Origin of the sequence: Methylobacillus caricis (assembly GCF_020532705.1) — a bacterium.
GTDB classification, from domain to species: domain Bacteria; phylum Pseudomonadota; class Gammaproteobacteria; order Burkholderiales; family Methylophilaceae; genus Methylobacillus; species Methylobacillus caricis.
Window position 1 is genome coordinate 1,722,520 of record NZ_JAJAVD010000001.1, and the last position, 13,283, is coordinate 1,735,802.

The window sequence follows — 13,283 nt, forward strand, 5'->3', positions numbered from 1 at the left end:
TACTCTTCCTCTATTTTTCTACTATGTTTTTTTAGAACAACTCAACATCACCAGCGACAGTATTCGTTTTCAACTTCTTGGCATAACTTTCCTCACGAGTGATCAAGGTGTTGTTATGCATTTGCTTGAGTTTTTTGACCAGTACACGCCCGGTACGTGGGAAAAAATAGACTTTTCTGGGATAAATGTCATTCAGGTCCTCTCCCACTACGCGGATATTTTCGTTGCGTAAATACTTGCGGACAAAGGCTGCATTTTTTTCACCAATATTAATCGAGGTAAAGCCACTCAAGACGTTCCCTCCACCAAATATCTTGGCTTCAAGATTTTCCCTGCGTGCACCGCTCTTCAATAACTGGTTAATCAACACTTCCATAGCATAAGTACCATAGCGTGCAGATTCCGATACAGGACTGTTGGCATCAGCCCCGCTCCCCTCAGGCAACATGAAATGATTCATCCCGCCAATCCCTGAGATTTTGTCACGGATACAAGCAGACACGCATGAGCCCAGCACTGTCACGATCAAGATGTCTTTATTCGTCGTATAGTATTCGCCCGGCAATATCTTGGCAGCTTCGCAATTGAAGGTTTTATCAAAATACAAATTGGTAGCCAGCTGCTCTTCAATGGGGTTTGCCATAATCAAGCTCCAGCCTTCACATTACGACTTAGCTCGTAAACCGTTTTCCCCCTCAGCCGGAAAGCATCCGTCGCATAAAGAAAGTTTTCAGAATGGCCTGCAAACAACAATCCATCAGGCTTCATCAATGGTGCAAATTTCTTGAGAATATTGGCTTGAGTGGGCTTGTCAAAATAGATCATGACATTCCGGCAAAAAATCGCATCGAAAGGGCCAGTAACAGGCCAGCTATTTGCCAACAAGTTTAATGGCTTGAAGGTGACAAGTTTACGCAAATCATCTCGGACCCGAACAAGCCCTTGTTGTGCCCCCGTCCCTTTCAGGAAAAACTTCTTTTTCTGTTCTATTGGCAGCTTCTCTATACGATCATACGGATAGACCCCGTTAGCAGCGGTGGCCAATACATTGGTATCAATATCTGTTGCTATAATCTCGACTGGCGGCCTGAGTGTACCAAATGCCTCACATGCAGTAATGGCAAGGCTATAAGGCTCTTCCCCAGTGGAGCTGGCACAGCACCAGATTGAAATAGGCTGCTTGGTTGCCTTGATATGTTCTGCCAGAATCGGGAAATGATGATGTTCCCGGAAAAATGAAGTCAGATTAGTCGTCAGCGCGTTAGTGAAAGCCTCCCACTCACTTGTATCGCCAGCTGTTTCCAATTGATCAAGATATTGCTGAAAATTCGAGATGCCGGTTGCGCGCAAGCGTCTTGCCAGCCGGCTATAAACCATTTCATGCTTGGACTCCGCCAGGGAAATACCAGCCACCTGGTAAATCATTTTACGCACACGGGAAAAATCCTCGGCCGTAAAATCAAACTCTTTACCTGCCCCCGCCTTAACCGATGTAATTGGCTTCAATTGACTAGACTTCCTTATCGTTGATCACAACAACCCACTACTTCATTAAAACTCTTCCCACTCGTCGCTGGAAAGATTAGTGCTGGCAATTGTCTTGGAAGAAGCTACATTGTCAGGTTTTACTGCGCTTGCCGCGGTTTTAGGCTTGATTGTCGGAACCGATGATTTTTTGCCTTTTGTTACGCCCAATCCTTCTGCCTTCGCTTTTAGAACCTCGGTGCTGGAAGTGCTCGCGTGGGATTGGGTAACTGGCTTGACAGCCGTTTGAGCCAACAATTGGTTTTGTGCATTGCCCAGCTTGAATACACCAGCAGCCTGGTCCAGTTTGAGCACATCAGTTTTCAAGTCTTCGGCAGCAGCAGCGGCCTCCTCGACCAATGCTGCATTTCTCTGAGTCACTTCATCCATTTCCGTGACAGCAAGGTTGACCTGATCAATACCGGAGCTTTGCTCAATGGACGCCGCAGAAATTTCACCCATGATATCGGTGACATTCTTCACTGAAGACACAATTTCAGTCATGGTGATACCGGCTTGGTCCACCAACTGCACTCCCGATTCCACGCGCTCGACAGAATCTGAAATCAATGCCTTGATTTCCTTCGCAGCTGCGGCAGACCTATGAGCCAGGTTCCTTACCTCGGCAGCAACCACTGCAAATCCGCGGCCTTGCTCCCCAGCCCTTGCAGCTTCAACTGCAGCATTGAGGGCAAGAATATTGGTCTGGAAGGCAATGCCATCAATGACGCCAATAATGTCAGAAATCTTGTTAGCAGACTCACTGATCAGCCTCATTCGCTCTTTGGCCTCACCTATAACCTCGCCGCCACGCATGGCAACACTGGAAGTCGACAATACCAGCTGATTTGCCTGACGTGCATTATCAGCATTCTGCTTGACGGTGGACGCCAACTCCTCCATGGAGCTGGCGGTTTCCTCCAAAGAGCTTGCTTGAGATTCTGTCCTGGCAGACAAGTCATTATTGCCTTTTGCAATCTCAACCACGCCCGCATTGATGCGATTAACATTGGCACGGACATCTGACACCATCGCCACGATATTGACATTCATCTGGCTCAGCGCCCTGAGCAGCATCCCTGTTTCATCAGATTTTGACTGATTGAACTGCTGCGACAGATCACCGCTTGCCAGGGCATTGGCAATATTGGTTGCCTCACGTAACGGATAAATGACGGAACTCGTCAATGACAATGCAAAAGCAATGACAGCAATCGCAGCTATCAGAGCGCCTGCAATAATGTAAGCACTTCCAAAACCAAAAACTGATGCCGCAACCACCAGCAACATTGCCAACACAATGACTGCAGTGGTTGCAGCAAGCCTTGTTTTCAAGGTCATTTGTAACGCCCTTTTCATCCTTGAGACTATATCTGTTTGGAGTATCTGGCCACGGTAGATTTTCAGTCCGTGATCTTTGGTATCGCGTAGACTGGCGTAGATTTTATTGGCTGTCTCGACTTGATGTCGTGCAGGTTTGGTGCGGACGGACATATAGCCAACCACATTGCCACTCTGTCTCATTGGCGTGGCATTTGCCATTACCCAGTAGAAATCACCGTTTTTACGGCGATTCTTGACCATCCCGGTCCAAGGGGAACCCGACTTGAGCGTTTCCCACATGTCAGCAAACGCTTCCTTAGGCATATCGGGATGCCGCACAAGATTATGCGGTGACCCAAGAAGCTCGTCCTCATCAAATCCACTGACTCTTATAAAATCCTGATTGATATAAGTAATTTTCCCTTGCAAATCTGTGGTCGAAACGATGGACTCTCCATCCTGCAAGAAGAACTCGTTATTCGTCACTGGCATATTGACACGCATGTTTATCTCCTAGATACCAATCCTTTATCGGTCACGCCATCCATGAATGGATGACGTGACCGAATTGCGGTTTTTCTGCCTTTTTATTCGAGGAAAAACTAATATCTTTATAATTGTATTGTTTGCTTAACTAACCTTGAATGCACTCACCGTTGCTGAAAGCTTTTGTGCTTGCTCCTCAAGGCTCTCTGCAGCGGCGGCAGCCTGCTCCACCAATGCAGCATTTTGTTGAGTCATCTCATCCATCTGCCCGATTGCAATATTGACCTGCTCGATGCCTGAGCTTTGTTCCTGGCTGGCAGAGGTAATCTCTGCCATGATATCGGTCACGCGCTTCACTGAAGTCACAATTTCGTTCATGGTAATGCCAGCTTGGTCGACCAGTTTATTACCAATATCCACCTTCTCAACAGAATCGCCGATCAGCCCTTTGATTTCTTTGGCAGCAGCGGCAGAACGCTGCGCCAAATTGCGCACCTCAGATGCCACAACAGCAAATCCACGTCCCTGTTCACCAGCACGCGCAGCCTCAACAGCAGCATTCAATGCCAGGATATTTGTCTGGAAAGCAATACCATCAATCACCCCGATAATATCGACAATCTTGCGTGAACTTTCCTTGATGGAGCCCATGGTATCCACAACTTGGTCGACGACCTGTCCGCCTTTTACGGCAGATTCAGATGCAGAAATGACCAGTTGGTTAGCCTGGCGTGCATTATCAGCATTCTGCCGCACAGTAGAAGTCAACTCCTCCATGGAACTGGCGGTTTCCTCCAGGCTTGAAGCTTGTGATTCGGTACGCGAAGACAGGTCTGCATTACCCGAAGCAATTTCACTGGTTGCCACCAGCATGGTATCGGTGCTGCCACGCACCTCAGACACCAATTTGCGAAGTTCTTGTATCATGAAACGAACACCGACCAATAACTTCCCTGGCTCATCCGATGCGTTCTCGTTGATCATATCCAGAAGGTCGTTCTGTCTGGGGGCCAAGTCGCCCTTGGAAACACGACCGATAACACGGATACCGTAATTAATCGGCTCAATAATGGAAACAGTAATCACGCGCGCAAATATCACTCCGAGCACCAAAGCAACCAAACCAATCACGGCAATCAGGATACGGCCACGGTTACTGGATTTTTTGTTATCAGCGGCAAGTTCAACCACCTTGGCACGCTCAAATTCAAGCAGGCTCTTCAGTGCATCCTGGTAAGCATACCGAGCTGGCTGGAATGTCTGATTGACACTGTTATCCAATGCTTTTTCGTCTTCGATCAACCTATTGCTGACATTTTTCTTTTCCTCAAGGCTGACCTGTTCACTCGTTAGCCAGTTCTCGAACGCATTGACCCGAATATTGAGTGCCTGCCTGATTTTGAATGTATCCTCGCGGGTGGTACGATAATCGGCACGGGCTTTCTGAATATTGTCAAGAAACACTTGATATTCAGCACCTGTCATAAGTTCTGTGACCTGAGCTTGGTATTTATCAATTTCCTTCGAGTTCTCAGCCATCTTGTCCAGGAAATACTGTTCTTTATCTTTGCTTCTGTTCTTCAGGTATGCCAGTGTATTGATCGTGTTCATGTTGGTATAAAGATTCCAATCATTAAGCACTTGCTGCTTGATGGCAGAATCTTGCACGATGGTGTCCGTTTTTGATGACATCGATGTCATCAAAGTAAAACTCAATACTACAATGACGGCCAACAGCAAAAGGAGGGTGCCAAAACCAATCACCAAACGCTTGGTGATTTTTTGACCGTACATGTAATTCATCAATGGATTTAGTAGTTTCATTATCTCTCTCCGCCCTTCTAAATTTACTTCAGTCGATGCTTAACCGTTCACTGTTATCGCATCAAGCAATCCCATTTCGGAGCTTGTCATTAATTTATCTATATCGATCAGGATCAGCATGCGGTCATCAAGTGTGCCTAGCCCGATCAGATAATCAGTACTCAATACCGACCCCATTTCAGGTGCTGCCTTGATTTGATCGGCGCTCAATGTCGTGACATCCGACACACTATCCACGACGATACCAGTCACCCGGCTGTTAATATTGAGGATGATCACTACCGTGAATTGATCGTAGGTGGGTGTGCCGAGGTTAAAGCGGATCCGCATATCCACGATAGGCACAATAATGCCGCGCAAATTGATCACGCCCTTGATGAACTCCGGCGCATTTACAATCCTCGTCACACTCTCATAGCCGCGGATTTCCTGTACCTTGAGAATATCAATGCCGTACTCTTCATTCCCCAAGGTAAATGCCAGAAACTCACTGCCCTCCAACTGAGCTCCTCCTTGCGAAGACTGTTGTGATTGGCTTTCTGATCGATTACTAACTGGCTCTAACATGACAACACCTCTTAATGAATTGATGGCTCAGTGATCAACTGCCTGCTGGAACGCAGTAAATTGGCCACATCCAGAATCAATGAAACCCCACCATCACCCAGAATGGTGGCGCCTGAGATACCTGCAACTTTGCGGTAATTTGATTCAAGGTTTTTAACTACTACCTGCTGCTGTCCGACGAGTTCATCGACAAACAACGCTGCTTTTTTACCATCCACTTGCAATACGACCAGGATGCCTTTTTCGGGCTCGCGATACAGCGGCTCAATATTGAACATCTGATAAAGCGGAATCAGGGGCAAATAATCTTCACGCACTTTCACAAGCCGGCCTTGCCCGGTCACATCCTTTACGTCGTCAGCCGCTGGCTGTAGGGATTCCATGACAAAGCTCAAAGGCAAGATATAGACTTCATCACCAACCCGTACGGACATACCATCCAGTATCGCAAGCGTCAGCGGCAAGGAAATCGAAATTGTCGTACCGTAGCCAAAAGCAGAGCGGATATCGACCACTCCTCCCATGGCGGTGATATTTCGTTTCACCACATCCATCCCGACACCTCTTCCGGAAACATCTGTCACTTTTTCAGCTGTGGAGAATCCAGGGGCAAAGATGAGTTGCCAGACGTCAGCATCTGGCATGTTGTCAGATACATTCAGGCCTGAAGATTTGGCTTTATTCAGAATTCGTTCTCGATTCAATCCTGCGCCATCATCACTGACTTCAATAATGATATTGCCGCCCTGATGGCCTGCGGATAATGACAAACGACCAACCGGATTTTTACCTGCGGCACTACGGATCTCGGGGGATTCAATTCCATGATCAACACTGTTGCGCACCAGGTGGGTCAATGGATCGACAATCCGCTCAATCAGTCCTTTATCTAACTCAGTAGCAGCACCATTGGTAACAAACTCAACCTTTTTACCCAATTTGCCAGCCAAGTCCCGCACCATTCTGGGAAAGCGTGAAAATACATAATCCATCGGCATCATGCGGATAGACATGACAGCTTCCTGCAGATCACGTGTATTGCGTGTCAACTGGCCAACGCTGTTCAATAACCGTTCATGCAACATCGGGTCCAGCGTGCTTGTACGTTGCTCGATCATGGCTTGGGTAATGACCAATTCGCCTACCAAATTGATCAATTGGTCTACCTTTTCAATCCCGACACGAATAGAGGTTGTTTCCTGACTGGCAACCGCCTTGTCAGCCTCGCGGCGTGGCGCAACGCGTTTATTTTCTACAGGTACTGCCGCATTGTTGTCCTCCACTGCCTTGGTCTCATGCTGCGATATCTGCGGAGTGGCAACGGGGGCGGGTATGCTGTCAAACAGGCCAAAATCTCCTTCATCGAATGTCGAAACAGATACGGGCGATGCAGCTGCAACAGCATGGACTTGCTGGGTAACGGTCAATTTGTCTACATCGACCACAAATGAACTGACTGCAAGAATGTTTTCCTTGCTGTCCTCGGTTGCCAGCAGCAATGATTGTTTGTTTCCAGATACAGGCTGCTGCTGGACTTTTCCCAGCAACTCCAGCTCAGAAACCAGGGTTTGCATATCCTTGTCCGAAAGATCGGAAATTTCCAGCAGAAAGCTTTTCCCAGAGTCCATTGCCGTTGAAGAAGCCTCTACAGCGCTAGCCCCAGCTGCTACTGGCCCCGCTGCCTGCTCAGTGATAATCAAATCGTCTGGATCCAGAACAAAGGAACAAATGGCAACAATATTATCCAGGCTTTCATCAGTTACCAGCGACAAAATATGTTTGCCATCTTTCAATGGCTTTTTTTCTACGATTCCTAGCAATTCCAGCTCTGCAGTCAATGCAACCACATCTTTCTCAGGCAACTCAGGCAACTGGATGAGATAGCCTTTACCCGCAGGATGTGCGGATGGCTGTTTTTCAACTGCCACCGGCTGAACAACCTCACTCACAGGTTGCGACACTGGTGGGAGATGCGCCTGTCCACCTCCCTGCTGCGCAAGGTTTTGCAATGTCATTTTGATATCGCTGACAGCGTCAAGATCTACAGCTGCACCGTGTCGATGGCCATCCAGCTGCATTTTGAGAATATCCTTGGCAGCAAGAAACACATCGACATGCTCAGCTGTCAATGCCATTTCATTTTTACGGATACGGTCCAGCAGATTCTCCAGCACATGCGTAATTTCGGTCATGTCATTCATGCCGAATGTCGCAGCCCCACCCTTAATTGAATGGGCAGCACGGAAGATCGCGTTCAGGTCTTCAGATGCGGGATTTTCAATATCCAACTCCAGAAGCAACCGCTCTGCTTCTGCCAGCAATTCATCTGACTCATCAAAAAACACCTGATAAAACTGACTCATATCAATTGTCATGGTCTTGCTCCACATTAACTCTCACTTGCCAAGTCCAACCTTGTAACATATGGCCTGGATTAATTATTCTTCGCCGGGGGAAAGCTAGCCGATCACCCGTTGCACAATATCCAGCAGGCGTTTGGGGTCAAATGGCTTGACCAACCATCCTGTCGCACCTGCTGCTTTTCCAAGAGCCTTTACTTCATCGCTGGACTCAGTGGTTAACATTAATATCGGCACTTTCTGGTAATTGCTGAGACTACGCAGTGATTTAATCAGCGTCAGGCCATCCATATTCGGCATATTCTGATCTGTGAGCACCAAATCAACCAAAGTGGCCTTAGCCTTATTCAGTCCATCTTCGCCATCCACGGCCTCTATCACCTGATATCCGGCGGCGTTGAGACTAAATGCAACCATCTGTCTCAATGATCCAGAATCATCCACAGTCAGTATTGTCTTTGCCATATATTCTTTCCCCGCTTTGCGTTTTCAGACTCTCTGGCCTGAAACTGATTACCATTGTTAAAGAAACTAAAACAGCTCGATTTCACCCGCGCCCATATGTTGCTGATTCACTGAAGACTGCAAATCCTTATGCATGGAAGCCCTTCTCTCATCTATCGATTCACTCATCTTCTGCAATATGGCAGCAAGATCGTCAGCTCCATGCGCATGCGCCAAGGTTTCATGTTGATTAGCCAGTGCAAGCAACAGTACCTTCAGGCCACCTACCCGCCGCAAGGCACGAGTCAGTAGCTGGTTGGTCATATCTTCAAACTGCAAGCCAGTTACCACTTTGTTGACCTCACTCTCGATCTGCCTGCTATGCATAGCAACTTCTGCGATCTGCTTCTGAGATAACTGATCACGCGCACTCAAACTGATTAAGAGATTTTGCTGGGCCTGGGCAGCACGGTTAATTTCCATGAATCCCTGCACCAACATGCTAATTGCCTCACGCAATAACACATTTGTGCGCTCAATATCGGTCTCCACATGCTCCAGATGCTCCTCACCCCAAGCACCAAGGCTAACCAGAAGTGTTTTTAGTTCTTCCATCGGTATAGTCTGAATTGTCATATAAGCTATCCTGTCTCTGCTCAATTCAATCTGCTAAATACAAGAGAAAAACACCACTTAATCAAGTTCATGGCTTGTTTATGCCTTCAGTCGCGCCGGAAATATCTTCCGCCGAATCAATATCAACTGATGAACTATTGTCGCTGATAGTTTCTTCTTCTGTTTTCTTGTTCATAATGATAATACTGATGCGGCGATTAATCGGATTCAGCCCATTAGTCTTGTCAAACAACACGGCTGATGACAGCCCCACCACACGCAGCAGCTTTTCTTCCTTGAGCCCCCCGGCCACCAGTTCGCGCCTGGATGCATTCGCACGGTCAGAAGATAATTCCCAGTTACTGTAATAACGGTCGCCACTAGGATAGGGGGCTACATCGGTATGGCCGGAAAGGCTGATTTTGTTCGGTACATCATTCAACAACTGCCCAATCTCATGCAGCAGCTGTCTGGCATATGGCTGCAACTCGGCTTTGGATGAGGCAAACATTGGACGGTTCTGCTCATCAACAATCTGGATACGCAAACCTTCCGTCGTAATATCCAGCAATAATTGCTTCTTGAATTGCTGCAAAGTCTTGCTGGCCTCTATCGCATCTTCTATCCGCTTCTTTAACTCTTTCAGCTTTTGCTGCTCATCTTTTGCGACAGCTTCCTTTGCAGATTGGAGATCCGGTTTTTTCCTGCCTTCGATGTCTTGCGCTTTTCTGATCTGACCTTGCTTTTTGGTCATATCGTTACCGCCGCCCTTGAGCACGCTATCGCTGGCGCCCGCACCAGAACCACCTTGCATTGCTACTTTCAAAGGAGTTTTAAAATATTCGGAAATGCCTTGCAAGTCTGCCTTGGTAGTAGATCCGAGCAGCCACATCAACAGGAAAAACGCCATCATTGCAGTCACAAAGTCAGCATAGGCAATTTTCCAAGCGCCGCCATGACGACCGCCATGATGCTTTTTAATACGCTTAACGATAATCCTGACGTTTTCCTGAGCCATATTCTTCTCCGACACCCTGAAAGCTTAGCGGGCCCTGGCCTGTTTGACATGGGCTTCCAGTTCAGCGAACTCAGGCCTCTCTGTGGAATAAAGTACTTTTCGGCCAAATTCAACAGCAATCGCTGGAGCATAACTGTTCAAGCTCGCAAGAAATGTTACCTTGGCACACTGGAACAATTTGGCAGACTCATCTGCTTTCCGTTCCAGCAAACTGGCCAGAGGACCAACAAAACCATAAGCGAGCAAAATACCAAGGAAAGTACCCACCAGCGCATGTGCTATCAACATGCCCAACTCATTAGGTGGCAAGCTCACAGACTCCATGGTATGCACTACGCCCATCACCGCTGCGACAATGCCAAAGGCAGGCATACCATCACCAAGCCGGGCAATACAATGGGAAGGCACCATACTTTCATGGTGGTGGGTTTCAATCTCGTTATCCATGAGATTTTCGATCTGGAAAGCATCCATATTGCCGGATGACATTAAGCGCAGATAATCTGAAACAAAATCTACCAAATGATGATCAGACAGCAAATCGGGATATTTGGAGAAAATTGCACTACTCTCGGGATTTTCTATGTCGTTCTCAATTGACATCATGCCATCACGGCGGATCTTGGTGAGAATTTCAAACAATAGTGCCAGTAGATCCATATACCTAGCTTTAGTATATTTGGACCCCTTGAATACTGTGGGTAATGCCTTGAGAGTAGCCTTGATCGCCTTGGCATCATTCCCTACAAGAAATGCCCCAGTTGCAGCCCCGCCGATCATCAGCAATTCAATCGGCTGAAATAACGCAGCAAGATGGCCTCCAGCCATTGCAAAGCCACCGAACACACTCCCCAAAACCACCAAATACCCAATAATTACCAGCATGAGTGCGAGCTCCGTGCAGACTTAAGATCGTCCACTTTAAAATTAGCCTCAGAATAGCAACCAAGTCCATATCCAAAGATGAAGAAACCAGACTCATGGATTTCCGTCACCTTCAACATCATAAACTTGAACACTACAACCAATGACGTATATACCACGCCAGTTAAAACTCCCACACGAAAATGCATGGTGAGTCCGACCTATCCTGAATCTGCCATTTGGGAGCTACTCCCGGGATTTCAAACTCGTAACTGATAAGCAAACTACCCGACCGCATTTCCTTGACTGCCTTTTGCCACAAATCTGGCATGACAGCTGGAGAGAGATACGCAAATACTATGTCGTACTCAGAAAGATTAACGGCTTGATAATTGCCATACTTGAATCTTGCAGAAGATTTTTTTACAGCCGACAACAGGGCGCTAACCAGCCATGGCAAAGGAGCCACCTCAATTCCAGCGCATATGGCATTGGGTCTTTCACGTGCCAGATATATGACCAGTCCACCAAGCCCACTGCCTATGTCCAACACACTGACCGGTTTGTCCTCTGGAATCAACTGCTTGACCTGATACCAGGTCGCAGGCAACGAAGGGTAAAACGGAACCTGGGTCTTGAAAGCGCTCCAGAATAAAGTGAGGGTAAAGATAAAAGCTGAAAGATAAACCCAGGCGGGCACATCCCATTGCAGCATCAGGAAAATCGCTACTGGAAAAATGAAATGGATAAGGCGCCACCACACTGGCATTCGAAATACGATAGCCAGCAGGGAAGCAAGCACGGCCTGCAACAAAAACAATACCCAGCCAAGCCATCGCCACTCAAACAACACCAAGCTCACCTGTACAATGAGCCACGTGAGGCCAAGCGCGCCCAGTTGAATAAAAAAAGCCAGGATAGCGGGGGGAATCCGCTTCCTGGCACCACTTAACTCGGAAATAGGGCCTTGCTCATGCTGCATGGTAACTTGATGGAGAAATGATCATCCCATCACGGTACCATACTTAATATATCAGGCAATAAGCGCTGCAGCCTGCAGAGCTTGCTCTCTAGACTTTTTAGTTTTTCCTGCACGCGATGGCACATGACATAAATTACATTGGTAGTGCTCGTGCAAGTCATATGCGTTGACAATGAAATTACCACCACAGCAACTACACCTCTGAGTTTTCAGCATTTTGCTGTCCAGAAATCTCACCAGCGTCCAGGCTCGGGTCAGTGAAAGCACAGCATCGTCATTAGGCTCGCCACCCACTTGCTGCAGATAAAGTTTGTAAGCCTTCATGATAGCGACAATGCCTTCAATGCCAGCATGGTCAATCAGAAAATAATAGATATTCACGAAAATCGAGGAATGAATATTAGGCTGCCATGTTAGAAACCAATCAGTGGAAAACGGCAGCATCCCTTTGGGCGGGGACATCCCCTTGATTTCCTTGTATAGCTTGATCAAGCGTTCGCGCGACAGAGTTGTCTGGGACTCCAGTAATTGCAACCTGGCCCCTAGATTAATCATTTGAATCGCTAACTGAATTTGTTCAGACTCATTGATAACGCTTTTGCTCATTTTATCCCCCCGGATATATATTGGTGTGCCAGATTGAGTCTGGTTATGCTATTTCTTCCACACCTTGACCAGCCATCAAAATAGCTGCATGAGCCTGGGCCTGCATACGGTCCTTGGTATAGCTTGTCAGCATGCCAAGGATGGCACTGTCATCAAATCGGAAACGGGTCAGCATCATGTTGAAGCTACTCAGCTTCAATAATTGAGCATTGCTGAGACTTTCGAGCAGGTCAGCGATGTCAGCACTCAAGCCTAAACGAAAAATTGCCATGGCCTTGTCAGCACGAATCATTTGTTGAGCAAGCATGAGGTAGCTCAGATTGGCATCTTTAATTTCAGCCATGATTTCTTGTTCGTTCATTTCAGTCCCCTTACCGAGAATTTAGCGCTGCAAAATGTGCAGTGCAGGTGAGGCGTACTTTGAGCGTTATGGGCTAATGAAAAAACTGGCGTTCGTCGGTTTTTATCGTAAGACGAACAGGCGCAGCCGATACAGTGTTTGTCTTACAAACACTGTATCGGCCTTGGTAGACAAGACTTTCAGGGGGTTAAACCAAACAAACCAGCTGTTAACTTATGTTAAAAATTCTGGAATTAATTTGTCCTTAGTTGTTCTTTCAGATTCATAAGCACTTAACGGCAGCGCTTAAATATTCTTTAGGGTAATTTG

General features: G+C 47.2%; 13 protein-coding genes. All 13 read right to left on the bottom strand.

What is annotated here, in order from left to right:
* Positions 1-31 precede the first annotated feature (31 nt).
* The 13 genes from cheD to flhD all read right to left on the bottom strand — a co-directional run bounded on the left by cheD (position 32) and on the right by flhD (position 12,974).
* Positions 32-643: a chemoreceptor glutamine deamidase CheD gene (gene cheD, locus LG200_RS08090; RefSeq protein WP_226757058.1), complete on the bottom strand. Its 612-nt coding sequence runs from the start codon at positions 641-643 to the stop codon at positions 32-34.
* A 2-nt stretch (positions 644-645) separates the two neighbouring features.
* On the bottom strand, positions 646-1,506 hold the full coding sequence (locus tag LG200_RS08095) for a CheR family methyltransferase (protein WP_226757059.1): 861 nt from the start codon (positions 1,504-1,506) through the stop codon (positions 646-648).
* Positions 1,507-1,551: 45 nt separating this feature from the next.
* Complete coding sequence (locus tag LG200_RS14140; protein ID WP_319004548.1) at positions 1,552-3,351, bottom strand: methyl-accepting chemotaxis protein; 1,800 nt, start codon at positions 3,349-3,351, stop codon at positions 1,552-1,554.
* 126 nt (positions 3,352-3,477) lie between these two features.
* Positions 3,478-5,157 (bottom strand): methyl-accepting chemotaxis protein, encoded by a 1,680-nt coding sequence (locus LG200_RS14145; RefSeq protein WP_319004549.1) that lies wholly within the window; start codon positions 5,155-5,157, stop codon positions 3,478-3,480.
* Positions 5,158-5,196: 39 nt separating this feature from the next.
* Positions 5,197-5,724, bottom strand: coding sequence for a chemotaxis protein CheW (locus LG200_RS08120; RefSeq protein WP_226757061.1), 528 nt, complete (start codon positions 5,722-5,724; stop codon positions 5,197-5,199).
* Positions 5,725-5,735: 11 nt separating this feature from the next.
* Positions 5,736-8,099 carry a chemotaxis protein CheW gene (locus LG200_RS08125; RefSeq protein ID WP_226757062.1) on the bottom strand — a complete coding sequence of 788 codons (2,364 nt, stop codon included), beginning with the start codon at positions 8,097-8,099 and terminating at the stop codon, positions 5,736-5,738.
* Between the two features lie 84 nt (positions 8,100-8,183).
* Positions 8,184-8,549 carry a response regulator gene (locus LG200_RS08130; protein WP_226757063.1) on the bottom strand — a complete coding sequence of 122 codons (366 nt, stop codon included), beginning with the start codon at positions 8,547-8,549 and terminating at the stop codon, positions 8,184-8,186.
* A gap of 66 nt (positions 8,550-8,615) precedes the next feature.
* Positions 8,616-9,164, bottom strand: coding sequence for a chemotaxis protein (locus LG200_RS08135; protein ID WP_226757064.1), 549 nt, complete (start codon positions 9,162-9,164; stop codon positions 8,616-8,618).
* A gap of 67 nt (positions 9,165-9,231) precedes the next feature.
* Positions 9,232-10,161, bottom strand: a complete 930-nt coding sequence (gene motB, locus LG200_RS08140) for a flagellar motor protein MotB (protein WP_226757065.1) — start codon at positions 10,159-10,161, stop codon at positions 9,232-9,234.
* Between the two features lie 24 nt (positions 10,162-10,185).
* Positions 10,186-11,046, bottom strand: a complete 861-nt coding sequence (gene motA, locus LG200_RS08145; RefSeq protein WP_226757066.1) for a flagellar motor stator protein MotA — start codon at positions 11,044-11,046, stop codon at positions 10,186-10,188.
* Positions 11,047-11,209: 163 nt separating this feature from the next.
* Entirely contained in the window at positions 11,210-12,007 is a 798-nt protein-coding gene (locus tag LG200_RS08150) for a class I SAM-dependent methyltransferase (protein WP_226757067.1), read from the bottom strand.
* A 51-nt stretch (positions 12,008-12,058) separates the two neighbouring features.
* Positions 12,059-12,613, bottom strand: coding sequence for a flagellar transcriptional regulator FlhC (flhC, locus tag LG200_RS08155; RefSeq protein ID WP_226757068.1), 555 nt, complete (start codon positions 12,611-12,613; stop codon positions 12,059-12,061).
* A gap of 43 nt (positions 12,614-12,656) precedes the next feature.
* The gene (gene flhD / locus LG200_RS08160; RefSeq protein WP_226757069.1) at positions 12,657-12,974 is read right to left on the bottom strand and encodes a flagellar transcriptional regulator FlhD; all 318 of its coding nucleotides are present in this window, start codon (positions 12,972-12,974) and stop codon (positions 12,657-12,659) included.
* Between the last annotated feature and the right edge of the window lie 309 nt (positions 12,975-13,283).